This window comes from Candidatus Eremiobacterota bacterium (assembly GCA_031082125.1).
GTDB lineage: Bacteria > Vulcanimicrobiota > CADAWZ01 > CADAWZ01 > Ess09-12 > Ess09-12.
In genome coordinates, this window is record JAVHLM010000021.1 from 61,624 (window position 1) to 77,679 (window position 16,056).

Annotated in this window: 13 protein-coding genes; 7 read left to right on the forward strand and 6 right to left on the reverse strand. The window is 57.6% G+C overall.

The annotated features are described in order from the left end of the window. Positions 1 to 8: 8 nt before the first annotated feature. Positions 9 to 938 carry an NAD(P)-dependent oxidoreductase gene (locus RDV48_20915; protein MDQ7825275.1) on the reverse strand — a complete coding sequence of 310 codons (930 nt, stop codon included), beginning with the start codon at positions 936 to 938 and terminating at the stop codon, positions 9 to 11. Then, positions 935 to 1,663: a glycosyltransferase gene (locus tag RDV48_20920; GenBank protein ID MDQ7825276.1), complete on the reverse strand. Its 729-nt coding sequence runs from the start codon at positions 1,661 to 1,663 to the stop codon at positions 935 to 937. The genes RDV48_20915 and RDV48_20920 overlap by 4 nt, the downstream gene beginning before the upstream one ends. Before the next feature lie 195 nt (positions 1,664 to 1,858). Between RDV48_20920 and RDV48_20925 the strand changes: the two genes are divergently transcribed. Next, entirely contained in the window at positions 1,859 to 3,115 is a 1,257-nt protein-coding gene (locus RDV48_20925) for a hypothetical protein (GenBank protein ID MDQ7825277.1), read from the forward strand. Here RDV48_20925 and RDV48_20930 read toward each other — a convergent pair. Next, a complete protein-coding gene (locus tag RDV48_20930; GenBank protein MDQ7825278.1) occupies positions 3,100 to 4,755 on the reverse strand; it encodes a hypothetical protein in 1,656 nt (551 codons plus the stop codon). The two genes, RDV48_20925 and RDV48_20930, sit on opposite strands and share 16 nt — an antisense overlap. Positions 4,756 to 5,091: 336 nt before the next feature. Between RDV48_20930 and hisE the strand changes: the two genes are divergently transcribed. Further along, positions 5,092 to 6,393, forward strand: coding sequence for a phosphoribosyl-ATP diphosphatase (gene hisE / locus RDV48_20935; protein ID MDQ7825279.1), 1,302 nt, complete (start codon positions 5,092 to 5,094; stop codon positions 6,391 to 6,393). On the opposite strand, the gene RDV48_20940 is transcribed toward hisE, so the two are convergent. Next, complete coding sequence (locus RDV48_20940) at positions 6,376 to 7,275, reverse strand: nucleotidyltransferase domain-containing protein (protein MDQ7825280.1); 900 nt, start codon at positions 7,273 to 7,275, stop codon at positions 6,376 to 6,378. The two genes, hisE and RDV48_20940, sit on opposite strands and share 18 nt — an antisense overlap. 94 nt (positions 7,276 to 7,369) lie before the next feature. On the opposite strand from RDV48_20940, the gene RDV48_20945 reads away from it, so the two are divergent. After that, positions 7,370 to 8,317, forward strand: a complete 948-nt coding sequence (locus RDV48_20945; protein ID MDQ7825281.1) for a Clp1/GlmU family protein — start codon at positions 7,370 to 7,372, stop codon at positions 8,315 to 8,317. A gap of 196 nt (positions 8,318 to 8,513) precedes the next feature. Further along, complete coding sequence (locus tag RDV48_20950) at positions 8,514 to 9,635, forward strand: MFS transporter (GenBank protein ID MDQ7825282.1); 1,122 nt, start codon at positions 8,514 to 8,516, stop codon at positions 9,633 to 9,635. On the opposite strand, the gene RDV48_20955 is transcribed toward RDV48_20950, so the two are convergent. Then, on the reverse strand, positions 9,619 to 11,562 hold the full coding sequence (locus RDV48_20955) for a transglutaminase-like domain-containing protein (protein MDQ7825283.1): 1,944 nt from the start codon (positions 11,560 to 11,562) through the stop codon (positions 9,619 to 9,621). The genes RDV48_20950 and RDV48_20955 overlap by 17 nt on opposite strands. Positions 11,563 to 11,822: 260 nt before the next feature. Between RDV48_20955 and RDV48_20960 the strand changes: the two genes are divergently transcribed. From RDV48_20960 to RDV48_20970, 3 genes are all read left to right on the forward strand, one after another. Then, on the forward strand, positions 11,823 to 12,245 hold the full coding sequence (locus tag RDV48_20960) for a prepilin-type N-terminal cleavage/methylation domain-containing protein (protein MDQ7825284.1): 423 nt from the start codon (positions 11,823 to 11,825) through the stop codon (positions 12,243 to 12,245). A gap of 147 nt (positions 12,246 to 12,392) precedes the next feature. Further along, on the forward strand, positions 12,393 to 12,974 hold the full coding sequence (locus tag RDV48_20965) for an acyltransferase (protein ID MDQ7825285.1): 582 nt from the start codon (positions 12,393 to 12,395) through the stop codon (positions 12,972 to 12,974). Then, positions 12,971 to 14,146, forward strand: a complete 1,176-nt coding sequence (locus RDV48_20970; protein ID MDQ7825286.1) for a YkgJ family cysteine cluster protein — start codon at positions 12,971 to 12,973, stop codon at positions 14,144 to 14,146. Before RDV48_20965 ends, RDV48_20970 begins: the two co-directional genes overlap by 4 nt. Here the strand turns inward: RDV48_20970 and mnmG are convergent. Next, on the reverse strand, positions 14,143 to 16,014 hold the full coding sequence (mnmG, locus tag RDV48_20975) for a tRNA uridine-5-carboxymethylaminomethyl(34) synthesis enzyme MnmG (protein MDQ7825287.1): 1,872 nt from the start codon (positions 16,012 to 16,014) through the stop codon (positions 14,143 to 14,145). The genes RDV48_20970 and mnmG overlap by 4 nt on opposite strands. Positions 16,015 to 16,056 lie beyond the last annotated feature (42 nt).

The following is a 16,056-nucleotide window of genomic DNA, read 5'->3' on the forward strand; positions in this document are numbered from 1 at the left end:
GCTCACCTCTACACATTGGAAAACTCGTTGCTTATGTCAATGACATCCATAGCCTTTATAAGCTCGTCGATTCCCTCCTCAACGGAGATTGTCGTGGTGTATCCCGCGGTGCTTATCTTATCATAGCACACTTCGTAGTTTCTCTGGTCCTCGTCCTTTCCCACGTCGGCGAAATGAAGGTAAAAATCAATTTTCTTTCTGATCAGCATCGCCACTTCCTCTTTGCTGAGGTTCATTTTCTCCGAGCCGACGTTGTAGACGTCATCCTTCACCTTTTCGTAGTGGTCAACAGCGAACATGAAGGCCCGGGCCATGTCCCTCACGTGAATGAATGTGCGCCTGAAGGACTTCTCATAGATGATGAGGTTGCGGATTTTCTTCGCCTGATAGACAAAGTCATTGATCAGGAGATCGAGCCTCAGTCTGTTTGAAATGCCAAAGGCAGTGGCGAAGCGCATGCATATGGTATTTTTTGAGTGCATCAGGTGATTCTCCGCGTCGGTCTTTGTTTTTCCATAAATGGTGAGGGGACTCAGCAAGGTTTCCTCCTTGCAGATTTCCCCGATGATGGCGCCATAGTTGCTGCCCGTGGAGGCGAAGATTATCGGGACCCTGTGATCCCGTGTTCTCTCGAGAAGCACGGTGCCATGAAAATTTATGTCCTCGGCGAGCTGGGGGCTCTTCTTGCAGGCAGGGTATCCCACTATTGCGGCAAGATGAATTATGATATCTATCCCGCCGAGAGATTCCTTGAGCTTCTCCCTGTCCCTGATGTCTCCCCGCAAGAACTCGAATTTCCTGTGCGAGAAGAGGGGCAGGAGCCCCCTTCCGCCGTGAATGAGGCTGTCAAGCACCCTGACGCTGTGCCCTTTTTCAAGGAGCAGCGGAATCAGCGCGCACCCTACATACCCAGCACCGCCCGTAACAAGTATCTTCATGAAATGTCTCCTTTCTTCAGCAGCTTCTCAGGTTTTGTCCCCAGCACCTCAAGGGCAAGCTTCACATAGCGGAAGTTCCTTGTGAAGTTGTTGGTCGAGGACCCGGCACCCCGCTTTTTCCACACTGTAGGGACCTCTTCGACGCGGAATCCCGCACGAAGGGGCTTCACTGTTGTCTCTTCACCGATGTCCTGGAATGGCGCCTCCCAGATTATCCCCTTGGCCACTTCTTTTTTCATAAGCTTGAAGCCAAGGGTGAGGTCATGAATCTTTGTCCTGAAGAGCACTCCGAATATCACCTGGAAGCCCCGGTTCAGGAAATACTTGAGCGGGTCGTATCCCTCGGCGCCTCCCCCGGGGGCCCAGCGGCTGGCCACTACCATGTCTGCCCCGGTCTCTTCAATTTTTCTGACAAGCTCCGGCACAGTATGGGGATCCATCTCGCCGTCGCCGTCCATCATGAGGATATAATCACCTTCCGCCATGCTGAACCCTTCGCGGAAGGCGAGGCCGTTTCCCGGGTACTCTCTCTGAACATGCACCTTCAGGAAGGGATACTCGTTCTCAAGCCTGCTGCAGATGTCTTTGGTCTTCTGCGGCGACTTTGGGGAAATCAATATGATTATCTCGAATATCTCCTCTCCGAGGAGATCTGCAAGCTGTTTCACCAGCTCGGCAACGACCTCTTCTTCAGCGAAAACGGCCAGTAAGATCGATAGTTTCATAGTTTCTGCGGCACCAGATATTCTTATAGTAATAATTTGATTATAGATTCTTTTTTCCTACCTGGAAAAAGGCAAGAGCTGAAATGGACAGGCAAGGGGCATTCCAGGGTTTTCCGGTTTTCAAGGGCAGTTGATCAAGGCCCCTGTTCCTGTTATACTCAAAAGTATACCAGGCGACAGAAAGACAGGCACCTGATGATCATACACTCGAGAATGTTCCTGAAAGGCTCCGCGCTCCTGGAAAAGACCGGAGAGGCCGATATTGTCGTGGGCATCATGTCCCGCAATGACAGCGGCACTGTCCGCCATGTGGCGGAGCAGGCGGCTTCAGGCCTGAGAATGTACCTCCGGGACCTGAAGGCTGTCATGGTGAACATGGACTGCGGCTCCACAGACGGCACCCCTGAGGAATTCCAGCGCGCCGACATCCACCGGGCCGTCACTTTCCTCACTCTCGACCATGGAAAGGATCACCTCCCGCCTGCCCATCTGCTCTTCAAGTGCGCTGAAGTTCTCAATGCCTCCCTTGTCATTGTGCTGAGCGGCGCTTCCCCTTCAATAACTCCTCTCTGGCCGCTGAGGCTTGCCTCGCCTCTCCTGGAAGGAGGCTGCCAGTACGTGAGTCCCCTCTACTATGAGAATCCCTGCCACCATGCCATGAGGGATTTTCTTGTCTTTCCCCTTTTCTCTTCCCTTTACGGTGTCAGGGTGAGGAACCCTTTTCCCGGTGACTATGCCGTCAACGGGAAAAGCCTTCCAGAGCTTCTCAACCCCGAATGTGAAGAGCTTCATATCACAGCAGGAGCAGCTTTTCCCCTCATGAGGGCTCTCCAGATGAAATGGGATATCGGCGAAAGCCTGCTGGGAACAAGGAAGGGCCGCCAGGAATTTTTCCCGGCCCTGGAAAGGCAGGCAGAGCACTTCACGGGGACTTTCGCTGTATTGCTGGACCGCACGGAGAAGCTCTTTTCGGAGCGGGGAGCTCCAGAGGCGCCCCGCCAGTTCGGTGAGGCCCGGTCGGAATATCTTCCCTTTGAAGGCGTGACGGCAGAATCCCTCTGGGAGCATTTCACGAAGGGCCTCAGGAACCTTGAGCACATGGCCTGCGAGGTCTTCTCCCGGCCCTCAATGAGAGCCATTGGAGAGCTTGCCGCCCTGCCCCTGAGGCTTGGGGCATTTCCCGGGAAGCTCTGGGCAAAGGTGGCTTCTGAGCTTATCCTTGCCATGATGGAGAGACGTGACGGGAAGGGGCCTGAAAGCGAGAAGTTTCAGGCAGGGGCAGCTTCGCTTCTGACAGCACTCCTCTGTGCCAGGCTCATGCCGGCGGTGAGGGATTCCACATGCCACTCTGTCGAGGCGATGGAGGAGATAGTTGCCGGCGGGGCCGGTGAGTTCCTGGAAGAAAGGCAGCCTTTCCTGGAGCGACTGAAAAGCTGCTATTTCCCCGGCTGAGGCGTCTGCTGCGGCGCCTGGGCCCCCGGCATATACTTCCCCAGCTGCTCTTCCAGGAGCTTTTTCAGGAGATCGCCTGTCTTGCCTGCTTCCTTGCTGCCCTCCTCCTTGGGAACGTGCTGAAGCACTTCCATGTAGGCCTTCACGAGGTCGTCGGCACTCTTGATCTCCCGGGCTTTCCCTTCTTTCGAGGGCTGGAAGTAGAACTTCCCGCCCTTTGAGAGCATGTCGTAAGCGCCGAGGGGAGAGAGGGGCGTCTTCGCGCCGTCCTGGCCCGCCGTGTACATGCTGCCGCCATATCTGGTGTTGAGGTCTGCAAGGTGGATCAGGAGATCCTTCGTGGCCTGGCTGTCCTTCAGGGCATCCTTGGCCCATTGGACGCTTTCCTGCATGCCTGATTTGGCAATTTCACCGGTAATTTCCTTATAGATGGTGCCGAGCTGCTGGAGATTCCTGATCTCGACCGGCTTTGCGTTCTTGCTCCCTTTCAGATAGATCCCTTCGCCTTTGCTGAGGCTCTGGTATGCCTCCATAGGGCTGAGGGGCTTCTCCGAGGGGCCCTTATCAGTTTTGCCGTAGATGTTCCCGCCGAATTTTCCCGTTATCTCCTGGAGGTGCGACAGGACCTGCTGGCCCTGGGTGCTGTTCTGGAGGGCATCCTGGACCCAGGCCATCCCCTGGTCCTTCACGGCTTCAATGGCGCTCTCCTTGATGACCTGCTGGTAGACGGTCCCCAGGCCCTGAAGGTTCTTGATCTCCAGGGGCTCTGCATCCTTCCCCCCCTTGAAATAGACTGTTTTCCCCATCAGGACGTCCTTGTAAGCGTCAAGAGGGGTGAGGGGCGTGAGGGAATCTCCGCTTTTCCGGTAGATGTCGCCGCCATGGGATTTGGCAAGCTCCCCGAGGTGGGCCATTACCTTCTGGCCGTATTCGCTGCTTTTCAGGGACTCGGTCATGGAGTCCAGGACGCCTGTGGCCTCCTGCTTTGCAGCCTCTGCGATTACTTCCTTGTAAAGGGTGCCGAACTCCTTGACGTTTTTCACCTCGATATAATCAGTGGCCGATGACCCCCTGAAGTAGAAGCTCTGTCCCTTGAGAAGGATGTTATAGGCATCCTTGGCGCTGAGGGGCTCCGTGGAGGGGCCCTTGTCGGTCTTGGCGTAGATATTCCCTCCGTAGCGCTGCGCAACCTCGGAGAGCCGCACAAGCGATGACTCGCCGATGCGCTGGAAGTCCTCCATCGAGGAGATGCCCTGGGATTCCTGGGAGATGACCTTCTCCTGGGGCGGCTTGTCCTGCAAGGGCGGTTCCGCCGTCCTCGTGCCGCATCCTGCCGTGCCAAGGAGTGTGAGGCCGATGAAGAGCCCCACCATCGAGTTTTTGAGCCACTTCCCCAGCACTCCCCCGAAGGGGCTCACTTTTTCTCCCGCGGCGGCGCCTGTTCCGGGAGGTATTTCCCTGCTCTCTGCCGGCATCCCTTTCCAGGTGAGGCCCTTTTCCAGGGACCTGTCCTGCTGCAGGGTTACCGTGTCGCCCTGCAGGGCATTTTCCGTGCTGCCTGGCGCGCCCTGCCCCGGCGGCAGCTGCAGCTCCCGGGGAAACCATGGTAATGCATCATTTTTCCTTATATCCATAGGCATACAGGGGAAGCAGCTTCCCCTCCTCCTCTCAGAAGACGTACAGAGAAATAGAAGGCCTCTGAAATGATTATAGGGGAAGGGAAAGGTTCCGTCAATTACCATTTCGTTAATAAATCGAGACTTCTGCCTTCTCGCTTCACCACCGTCAATTCCACGGAGAGCGAGCTTATTCATTCAGTACCTCCCTGCAGCAGATAATCCCCCGCAATGCAATCCGATATCCCGGATCTGCCCGAGAAGGTATTTCCCTGCCCTCCGCCTAAATCTCCCAGGTGCGGCATTAAGGTCCGGCCGCTTGAGAAGTAAGGAAAACCGTCTCCACTGGGGGAAATATCAATGATCATTCCTTCAATAGACCTCATGCAAGGCGAAGCGGTGCAGTTCGTGGGGGGAGAAGAGTCGCCTGACATGGTGCGCCTCGGCGATCCCCTGCAGCTTCTCAAAAAATTCAGCATTGCCGGAGAAGTGACCCTCGTGGACCTGGACGCGGCCCTCGAGAAAGGCTCGAACGAGGAGCTCATCCTGAAAATGCTCGCCTTGGCGCCCTGCAGAGTGGGAGGCGGGATAAGGACCACGAGAAAAGCAAGGGCTTACCTTGACGGCGGGGCCGCGAAAGTCATCATAGGCACCAAGGCTGAGCCAGCATTCCTCAAGGAGCTGCCCCCTGAGAGGGTCATCGCCGCCATTGACTGCGCCAACGGCCGTGTGGTAATAAACGGCTGGCGCGAGAAAACTCTCTATTCCCTGAAGGAGAGGATGGAGATCATCAGGGACTACGTGAGCGGCTTTCTGGTAACCTGCGTGGAAAGAGAGGGACGGCAGGCAGGAATGGACATGGGATTCCTGGAGGTGCTGGCCTCGATGGGGGGCATGGATCTCACCCTTGCAGGGGGCATCTTTAAGACCGCCGAGATAAGGAGGGCCGACGAAAGGGGAGTCAATACCCAGGTGGGGATGGCCTTCCACACGGGGAAGCTGCTTCTTGCCGATGCCATTGCGGCGCCCCTCAGGCCCTCTGACCGCCCTGACGGCCTCTGGCCCACGGTGGTGGCCGATGAGAGGGGCACGGTGCTCGGCCTTGTATACTCAGGCCCCGATTCCCTCAGGAAGGCCGTGGCGGAGAGGAAAGGGGTGTATCACTCCCGGGGGCGGGGAATCTGGGTGAAAGGCGCGCAGTCAGGGAACTGGCAGGAGCTCGTCTCAATCACTCCCGACTGTGACAGGGACACGCTCCTCTTCACCGTCCGCCAGCATGGCGAGGGATTCTGCCATCGCCGGTCTTACTCTTGCTTTGGGGAGGCCAGAGGCCTCCAGGCCCTTGAAAAACGCATCATGCAGAAGCTTCAGAAGCCTGAAGAGGGCTCCTACACCAGAAGGCTCGCCTCAGAAAAGGGCCTTCTCAAAGCGAAGCTCCTCGAGGAGGCAGGGGAGCTTGCCAGGGCGAAGGGAGACGAAGTGACGGCCGAGGCCGCCGATCTCCTTTATTTCACGATGGTGGCAATGGCCAGGGCAGGCGTGACCCTCTCCTCGGTGGAGGAGGAGCTTGCGAGGAGGGCCTTGAAGGTCACGAGAAGGCCGGGCAATGCCAAAGGGAGGAGCCGTGGAAAGAGCACCCTGTCTTTACCTGGGAACCTCTGATAAGCCTTCAGCGCTCCCGTCCCCCTTGAGAAAATCCCAGTGAAGAGCGATGACGAGCTCTTCTGCCGCTTCGATGTCAGGCTCCTCAGGGAGGGGCGACTCATTCATGAGGCGGGGGAGCAGCGCTTCCTGCTGTGATGACCACTGGACAAGCTCCTCATAGGACATGGCACCTTGGCGAATCCTTTTGAGCCATTCGGCATCGGGCCTCTTCACCAGGACCTCCCCGGTGGCAAGGATTTCCTGGCCCATCACAAGAAGCCTGCACAGATGCATGGCATGCTTGGTGTCATAGCCGTAAAGCTCCTCGAGCTTTGCCCTTGCGGCGTTGCGGTTCCGCCTCCATGCCAGATAGTGGTTCCAGTGCTTTATGGCGGCCTGGTAATGGTGCTCGGCGTCAAGGTGGGGGAAGCGGTAGCGGCCCTCCACCATTTCCGCGCCGAAGTCAGCAGGCGAAGGCTGTCTTTCCGGCGGCGACTGAAGCCACCGGTGATGGCGCTCTATCCTCTTGAGCTGCGCTGCGGCGTATGAGCTGAAGCGCTCGCCCACGCGCCGCGACAGAAAGATCCGCCGCCCTTCAAGAAGCCTTCCGCCCGGGGCATTCACGAAGAGGACATGCTCAGGGTCCGCAAAGAGCGTCTCAATGATGTTGGGATTTCCCTGGAGGGCCAGCCTCACGAACTTGGCGAGGGAATAGACAACGTGGTCGTGGCCGATGCTTTCATGCTGATCAAAGGTGCGAAGGCCCAGGAGAAACTCCCTGGGGGGGATGCAGATGCCCCTGGTGTCTTCATCGCTGTCGTCGCCGGCAAGGCCGTATGCCCTGCTGCCGCAGAGCACGCGCAGGATGAGGTTGCGCTCCCAGAATTCCTCTTCCTTCATAGGGCTCCTTTCTCACCGAGGGCAAGGCGGATCCTTACGACATAATCATCTATTCGCCTCTTTTCCGCTCTTTCCTCGATACCAGGGATCTCCGGTGAGCGATGAGCTCTTCCAAGGGAAAAAGGGCAGAGTCGTCGAAGTATGGTCCATGGAATTCATAGTCCCCGCTGAATGGTATATAATCCCGGAGCGCGTGAAAAAGTACCGCACTGCCGTGGTGCTTGGCGGCACCGATTCGGGAAAGTCCACCTTTGTCCGCTTTCTCTCGTCGGAGCTCGCAAAGGAGGGGATCCCCGTAGGAATTGTTGACCTGGATGTAGGCCAGTCCGACATCGGCCCCCCCGCCACCTTCGGTCTTGCCCTTCCCCGGGCTCCTTTTCGCTCTTACGGCGATCTTCCTGTGGAGTCCCTTTTTTTCCTGGGCACCAAGACCCCCTGGGGAAATACCCTGAGGGGAGTGGCCGGTGCGGCGAGGCTTTCGGCCCTCTCGGCTGCCAGGGGCACCCGGTGCATAGTCATCAATACCACGGGATGGATATATGGACGGAGCGCGAAAGTCTACAAGCAGGCCAAGCTCGAGATGCTGAACCCCGGGCTCATTGTGGCGTTCCAGAGGGACAGGGAGCTTGACCCGGTCCTTCTGCCTTACCGGCATGTCACCGCTACGGAGGTCCTTATCCTCCCTGTGTCGCCTCACATCAAGGTGCGGTCCATGGAGATGCGGATGCGCACCAGGGCGGAAAAGTTTTCCCGTTACCTGGAGGGAAGCAGGGCCTGCACCCTGCGCCTCTCCAGCCTTGCCCTTGCGGGTGCCCACAGAGATGAGCTCTCGTGCGAAGATCTTCTCGGGCGCATAGTGGGGCTCCACGACAAGGAGCGGAACTGCCTGGGGATCGGCGTCTTCCTGGGCACCAGGGGCGACGGCACCATTGCCGTGCAGGCCCATGGGGACCATGTCTCGCGCCTTGCCCTCCTCCACGTGGGAAGAGCGCGCCTCGAGGAGGAGAACCTCCTGGCCATGGGAATCCTGAGGCCCCAATAGGATTCACCCCGGGCGCCCTTGAATAGAGATCCATGAGATCTGCCCGGGAGAAAAGAGAATTCCAGAAGGAGGAAGGCTGTGAAAAGATATGTTCCAGTCACAGCAGTGCGCATATTTTTCAGCGCCGCCTTCTCGTAGACCTCCAGAAGAGGCACATTGCAGTATCTCCACCCGGTGTCGAAGCAGAGGACCCGCTATGAAAAGGCTCAATATTCTGAACTGCCTCATGAAGTTTTTCCAGGGGAGCATCTTTTTCTACCCGGCCCTCCTGCTGAAGGAGCTCCATTTCGGAGGATGGGAGATAGGGATTCTCCTCTCCATCTATTCGCTCACGCCCCTCCTCTTTTCCATCCCTGCAGGCGTCCTGAACGACAGGGTGAATTCACGGTTCCTCATCACCCTGGCCCTCGCGGGATACTCCCTTTTTTACTGCGGTCTCATCTTTTTCAAGTCCTTCCACGGGCTCATCGCGGTCTTCATCATAGGCGGCGCTTCGGCAAACTTTTTCAATGTCTCGGTCCAGGCCCTGGCCCTCAAGTTCGTCGATGACAGGGAGAGGGGCAGAAGCCTCGGGTTCTTCCAGGGAATGGCCTACCTGAGCTATGCCCTCGGGCTTGTGGGAGGCGGCTTCATGATGACCTCCCATCAGCTTGTGGCCCTGCTTGCCCTCTCGGCGGCAGCCAATCTCTTCCTTGCCGTCTACGCACTGTTCCTTGGGAGCAGCACCCTGGTGAGCATCAACATGCTCGAGTACCTGCAGGATTTCAGGAGGCCCCGGGTCCTCATCTTCTGCCTTGTCTACTCTGTCTTTGCCATCCACTGGGGCTCCGAGGCGAGCACCCTTTTCCTGTTCCTGGAAGGGCATTTCGGCTTCACCAAGTTCCAGTCGGGCCTCTACATGCTGGCACCCCTCATAGTCCTGACCATCACGACGATCATGGCGGGGAAGGTCATGGATCGGAATCACATTGATACGTGGAAGATCATGGAGACAGGGTTTTTTGCCTCGGGGCTCGGGATGATCCTGATGGTGAACCACAATGTCTATCTTTCGGCCTCCATGAGGATGGTTCATGAGTTCGGCGACGGCATTGCCGCCGTGGCTTTTCTCGTGGGCCTCTCGCGCCTTTTCAGATCAGACCGGATCGGCGGTCTCTCGTCGGCAGCGACGTTCACCAACATCATCGCAAGCTCCATGGGAGCCCTGATATTCAGCAAGGTGGGCGAAGTCACCTCATACAGTGTTCCAGTGATCTGTGCCGGCATCTCGGCCCTTCTGGCGAGCTTTCTTCTCTACCGCTTCAGGGCGAGCTTCTGAGCTCAATGCTTCCCAGGGTCTTTTCAAAGTCCAGCAGCGCCTCGGAGAACAATTCCACAGGATAAGAGAGCACCGCGAGGAAGACCCTGTCCCTGCTGGCGACTGCCACGGCTTTCCCCTTGTATTCACGGCCCTTGCACTCTCCTGACCAGGAGAGCTCAAAGAGGTTGCAGTGCTCTGTGGAATTATAGCGCGGGGCGCCAAACACCAGGTTTTTCACGCTCTTTTCAAGCTCCGATCGGGCAAGCTCCTCGATTGCCTGCGGCGAGGCGGAGAAGGTGCTGTAAACGGGGAACAGGGCGATGCGGCTCCCTCCGGGAGAGTCAAGGAAAAGGCGCGAGGCGCCTGCGGTGCCTGCGGTCCATCCTGCCGGTTTCTGCAGGGTGATGCCCCAGAGGAGGTGGTCTATCCTGTCGCCGTTTCCTCTCATGAACGTGGAGGGATCAGCGGGGATAAAAGTGCTGTCGCCCGCAGTGACAGACAGCACCGAGATAGCGGTGTTGCTCAGCATTTTCACCAGTTTCACCGTGCTCTGTATGGTAGGCTTCCCTTCCGAATCGGCCCCCAGGAAGATATAGCAGGCAGGAATGCCCACCCTGTTGAGAGTGGCGTCCACGGGGACCCACTGGCCATTGTAGGCTTCAGCCCAGGCATGGAAGCCGAATGAGCTGCCGGTGAACACGAGGCCGCTCGCCTGCCGTGCAGGGATCGAGAGGGCCCTGCACAGGGCGCAGAAAAGCGTGGCATGCTCCGTGCAGTCCCCTGACTCGCTCCTGAGGGTCTCTGTGGCCGATTGCAGCGCCACCTTGCTCTCCACCTTCCTGAGGTGCTCGTAAACCCATGTGCAGAGCAGCTCTATCCTCTTCCCCGTCTCTTTCTCATCGCCCGCAATCTCCCGGGCCTTCTTTTTGATGAGGGGATCACCGCTCTCGATGAGCACTGAAGGCTTCAGATAAGGAGCAAGGCTTTCAGCGCTCTCTTTTTTCCCGCCGGTGCCCGGCCTTATCTCATGGAGGGTCACGGCATAGTTCCTGCTGTCTTTCTCCACGGTCTGGTACAGGCAGTTCTCCAGGACTTCCCCCGGCTCGTCACACTCAATGCGCATGGTGAGCTTCATCCGGGAGATGTCGGCGAGAGGGGGGATGAGCTGCGCCACGGCGATCCTGTTTGAATAGGTTCCTGCCGAGACGAATTTGGAAGCCTTTTCCTTTGAGGTCCTCAGGGCCGTGAGGGTCACGGTCTTCATCTTGAGGTTCCGCCCTTTTTCATCAACCCAGAGCCATATGGGTATCCCCGGGATGGCCGAGCTCTGAACCTTCACGAGATAGCATTCCACAGGGGATCCTTCTATCTCGATCCTGTCACGCTTCAGGACCTCCACGTCCTCTCTCTCGAGAGTGCCTTTCTCCTCGTAGATCACTTTCACCGAGAACCTGTTGCCGACCCTCAGGCCCCTGTGCTTCACCAAGAGGCCGCTTGTGCTGAAGACGCATCCCTTTACATAAGGTATCCGCTTTACCGTCACGGTGGAGCCGAGTTTTTTCCTGAAGGCGATATCCTTGCCCGTGATGATGATCTCCGTGGTGATGACCTGCCCCTCTTCGCGGTTCTCCTCCTTGAAATAGAGAGGCTTCATGTCCATTCCCAGGTAAGCGTTCGTAATGGTGACGACATTACTCTTCTTCTCGTCGATGGCAAGCCGGCCCTCTGAGTACTCGCGGAAGTGGTAGCACTTCTTCCCCTGAAATGTCGAGGTCTCTAACACCACGTGCTCCCTGCCGATTTTCTGGCCGTTGAGAAAGATCTCAAACCACCCGTCATCAACAAGGACATCCCTGGCCCAGGCCCTGTTCCCCTGGAGAATGGCAATGAAAAAAAGAGCCGCTAAGCAGAAAATCGCGATGAAAGAGGGACGGGAACGCTTCATTCCCCCTTATTCTCCAGATGAAGCTTATTCCCTCCGTGCATGGGCCGCACCTGTTATTTTCCCTGTAGGTCTTTTGCCATGCAAAATAGGTCTTTTGGACGAATGCTCCCGGTCTTGTTTTGCAGTATGATATAATCAGAGAGCAGCATTATTATATTATTTGCTGCCGAGAGCTGATATTGTTCATGGGGTGAAGAGACTTGCAGCCAGGAGGAGGCTCCTGGCAGGCATATTTTCAAGAGAAAGGAGGTGATACCGATATGAATCTCTCGAGAAGGCGAAGGATATGCAGGAAGGGTGGCTTCACCCTTGTAGAGCTGATGACTGTTATATTCATCATGGCCCTCCTTATGGTCACGGCCATCCCTGTATACAGGAAAGGCATTGACCGCACCCACCTGAGCGTCTGCCAGGCAAACCTGAGGAATATCACGACGGCCCTCCAGGCTTACCAGTATGAAAAAAAGGAGTTCCCCACTACCCTCTCCGATCTTCCCTCCGGCTCTTATATAAAGATTATTCCAAGCTGCCCCTTTACCCACACCGATACCTACTCGGCAGGCTATATCGTCGATAATGACTGCGGCGAGTTCACCATCTGCTGCAAGGGCACAAACCATGCTTCTCTCGGTTTCAAAGCCGATGAGCCGTATTATGTCTTCTCCAGGGGGCTGGGGCCCTAGGGTAAAAATAAAACGCACTAATTCATATCATTCCAGGCGGAGGCAGTCTGAAAAGGCTGTCTCTTCATATTAGCGGGAAGGCCCCGAGAGAGGAATTTTGCCGCCGATAGGAAAATGGTATCTATCTTACCGTGAAAGGAGCGGACCATGTCGCATTTTTACTGTCATGATTCCTCTTACGTTGACGAGGGCGCCGAGGTGGGCGAAGGAACGAAGATATGGCATTTCAGCCACGTGCAGGGCGGGGCCAGAATAGGGAAGGGGTGCTCCATCGGGCAGAATGTCAACATCGGCTCCAAGGGCGTCGTGGGGGATTTCGTCAAGATCCAGAACAACGTCTCGATTTATGACAATGTGATTCTTGAGGACTACGTGTTCTGCGGCCCCTCGATGGTCTTCACCAACGTGATAAATCCCAGGAGCCACATCAACAGGAAGTCTGAGTACAAGTCCACCCTCGTGAAGCAGGGCTCGACGCTGGGGGCGAACAGCACAATCCTCTGCGGGATAACGCTGGGGAAATACTGCTTTGTGGGCGCCGGCGCCGTCGTGACAAAGGATGTGCCCGATTACGCGCTGATGGTGGGAAACCCCGCGAAGCAGACAGGGTGGATGTGCTCGTGCGGCATCAAGCTCCCCAAGGGCGAGAATCCCGTCTGCGGCGTCTGCGGAGCCGAATATGTCCTTGCCGGCAACAGGCTCTCACCCCGTGAAAAGGTGCTCTCGTGAAGCTGCTGTTCCCCCGGGGATATTTTTACCGCTGCAGGGGCTGCGGCCGGTGCTGCAGGGACTGGAACATTCACGTCGATGAAGCCACATACCAGGCACTGGGTGCCGCGCCTTTCATCGGCCGCCTGAAGGAGGGGAAGGGCTGCGACCTCTTCCGTGTCAGCGAAGAAGATGGCTCGGTGTCAACGGTGAGAAGGGACGACGGCCGCTGCATCTTCCTTGACGATAAAGCGCTCTGCGACATTCATGGTGAGCTGGGGTACGGCGCCAAGCCCCTTGTATGCCGCCAGTTCCCTTTCAAGCTCAAGCCGACGCCTGACGGCGTATTCGTGGGCGTTTCCTTTTACTGCGAGTCCTGCCAGCGAAACGTCGGCGATCCCCTCGAGAGCTATTCCGGGGGACTTGAGGGCATTCTTGGCGAGCACCGGTTCAGCGCTGTCAACGATGAGAATATCCTGCTGGACCAGTGCATATCGCTTGACTGGGAGGGCTACAGGGCGCTGGAAAGCTTTGTCATGGAGCGCCTCGATGCAGGCGCCTCCCTTGAAGGGGGCCTCATTGACGCTCTTTCCAGGGTGTGCCTGCTGGTGATGGAGTGCCGGAAGGAGGGCATTACGGGCCTCAGTGCCGATTTACTGGCCGGCAGGCTTGAGAGGATTGCGGCTCAGCCGCTTGCTCACGATCCCATGCTCGAGGAGCTCAGCTCCTTCTTTACCATGGCCGTCGTGGGTGTGCTGGAATCCTCTTCCCCTGAGGAAGCCCGGGCCAATACCGATGCCCTGCTCCAGGGGGGGACCCTGAAAAGCGGCCTCTTCGAAAAGGAGATCGCGATGGCAGGGTTCTTCCCCTATTACCGCGCCCACCCCTCACCCTGGAAGCATGACTTTACCCGGCGCTATGTAGATCACCTTGTCTTCAGGAAGTTCCTTGCCGGCCCTGAGCCCGTCATCTGCAACCTGGCGGCTCTCCTCGTGGCGTACAGCCTCCTGGAGTTCTACCTGTATCTCTCGGCATACCAGGAGGGAAAGGTGTCTCCCGGAGAGGAAGACATGTTCATTGCCTACGGCATAGTGGAGAAGGGCTTCGCCGCTCATACGCGCACCATGGTGCCTTTTTTCAGGGCTTTTGCCGACGGCTTCATCGACCAGCTTGCCGCCGCGGGAGGGGCCTAGAGAGGCTCCTTTCTCCTCAGGTGCATCATGAGAGTCCATATGGCGGCCGGCGTGATCCCCGATATCCTTGAGGCCTGTCCGAGCGAGAGGGGCCTTGCCTTCTCAAGCTTCTGCACCACTTCGTTTGAAAGTCCTGGAATTGCCTGGTAGCCGAAATCATTGGGGATTTTTATCTCTTCAAGGTGCCTGAAGCGCTCTATGTCGTGAACTTGTCGCTCCACGAAGCCCGCGTATTTTATGGCGAGCTCAACCTGGTAGCGCTCATCTTCCGAGAGCGTGCTCCCTATTCCCGCCAGCTCAATGACCCTGTCATAGGTGGCCTCGGGTCTCCTGAGGAGCTCTTCAAGCGTCGTGGTCTTTTTCATGGCGCTCGTACCCCATTGGGCCAGCTTCTCATTCACTTCCGCCCGGGGATTGAGCCTGGCGCTTCTCAGCCGCACTCTCTCCGCATCGATATGCTCCTCTTTCCCGCAGATCCGCCTGTAGCTCTCTTCCGGGACAAGCCCCAGCCCGTAACCGATTTTCCCGAGGCGCAGGTCGGCATTGTCCTCCCTGAGGAGGAGGCGGTACTCGCACCGCGAGCAGAACATCCTGTAAGGCTCCTCGGTTCCCTTCGTGACCAGGTCATCGATGAGGACGCCGATATAGGCCTGCGACCTGTCAAGCACTAGGGAGTCTCTGCCCTGCACCTTGAGGGCGGCGTTTATTCCTGCCATGAGCCCCTGGGCTGCCGCTTCCTCGTAGCCCGTCGTGGCATTTATCTGCCCCGCGAAGTAGAGGCACTCCACGGCCTTGGTCTCGAGGGTGGGGAAGAGCTGGCGCGGGTCGGAATAGTCGTGCTCGATCCCATAGCCGGGCCGCAGGATCTCCACCTCTTCGAGGCCCCTGATGGACCTGAGCATCTTTATCTGGATGTCCAGCGGGAGGCTCGTGGAGAGGCCGTTGGGGTAGTACTCGACGGAATCGAGGCCCTCAGGCTCAAGGAAGACATGGTGGCTCTCCCTGTCTGCAAAGCGCGTCACCTTGTCCTCGATGGAAGGGCAGTAGCGGACGCCTGTCCCGGTGATTATGCCCGTGAAGAGAGGCGAGCGGTCCAGGCCGCTCCTTATGATGGCATGGGTCTTCTCGCTCGTGGCGGTAATATGGCATGGCACCTGGGGAAGGGTGATTCTTTCCGTGGAAAACGAGAAGGCCATGGGAGGGTCGTCGCCGGGCTGCACCGTGAGCCCTGAAAAATCGATGGTCCTGCGGTCCAGGCGCGGCGTCGTGCCGGTCTTGAATCTCCCGAGGGTGAAGCCCAGTTCCCTCATGCTCTCCGGGAGGTCCTCGGAGGCGAGATCGCCCAGGCGCCCCCCGGGGAAATGGACGAGGCCTATGTGGATGAGGCCCCGGAGGAAGGTACCCGGCGTGATGATGACGGCCTTACCGAAGAAGGACTCACCTGTCGTGTCAGTGACGCCCTGCACCATCTTTCCCTCGACGAGGATCTTTGAGACCAGGCTCTGCCGAAGGTGGAGCCTGGCCGTAGTGCTCAGGATTCTTTTCATGTAGCTGCCATAGAGGTCCCTGTCCACCTGGGCTCTCAGGCCCCTCGCAGCGGGGCCCTTGCTCATGTTGAGGCGCCGGAACTGGATGCCGCTCGCATCGGCCGCTTTCCCCATCTCGCCGCCCAGGGCATCGATCTCCCTCACGAGGTGGCCCTTGCCCACGCCGCCTATTGCGGGGTTGCACGAGAGGTAGCCGAGAGTGTCCATGTTGAGGGTGAGAAGCAGGGTGCGGCAGCCCATCCTTGCAGAGGCCAGCGCCGCCTCGCTGCCGGCGTGGCCTGCTCCCACGACGATAACCTCATAGTCATTTTCCTGTGCCATGGATTCTCCTCCACCCGCGTAACCCCCATTGTAGCAGATTTG

Excerpts from the sequence above, each read along its gene's own strand:
- RDV48_20915 (MDQ7825275.1), bottom strand. The coding sequence starts at position 938 with ATGAAGATACTTGTTACGGGCGGTGCTGGGTATGTAGGGTGCGCGCTG.
- RDV48_20920 (MDQ7825276.1), bottom strand. The coding sequence starts at position 1,663 with ATGAAACTATCGATCTTACTGGCCGTTTTCGCTGAAGAAGAGGTCGTT.
- RDV48_20925 (MDQ7825277.1), top strand. The coding sequence starts at position 1,859 with ATGATCATACACTCGAGAATGTTCCTGAAAGGCTCCGCGCTCCTGGAA.
- RDV48_20930 (MDQ7825278.1), bottom strand. The coding sequence starts at position 4,755 with ATGCCTATGGATATAAGGAAAAATGATGCATTACCATGGTTTCCCCGG.
- hisE (MDQ7825279.1), top strand. The coding sequence starts at position 5,092 with ATGATCATTCCTTCAATAGACCTCATGCAAGGCGAAGCGGTGCAGTTC.
- RDV48_20940 (MDQ7825280.1), bottom strand. The coding sequence starts at position 7,275 with ATGAAGGAAGAGGAATTCTGGGAGCGCAACCTCATCCTGCGCGTGCTC.
- RDV48_20950 (MDQ7825282.1), top strand. The coding sequence starts at position 8,514 with ATGAAAAGGCTCAATATTCTGAACTGCCTCATGAAGTTTTTCCAGGGG.
- RDV48_20955 (MDQ7825283.1), bottom strand. The coding sequence starts at position 11,562 with ATGAAGCGTTCCCGTCCCTCTTTCATCGCGATTTTCTGCTTAGCGGCT.
- RDV48_20960 (MDQ7825284.1), top strand. The coding sequence starts at position 11,823 with ATGAATCTCTCGAGAAGGCGAAGGATATGCAGGAAGGGTGGCTTCACC.
- RDV48_20965 (MDQ7825285.1), top strand. The coding sequence starts at position 12,393 with ATGTCGCATTTTTACTGTCATGATTCCTCTTACGTTGACGAGGGCGCC.
- mnmG (MDQ7825287.1), bottom strand. The coding sequence starts at position 16,014 with ATGGCACAGGAAAATGACTATGAGGTTATCGTCGTGGGAGCAGGCCAC.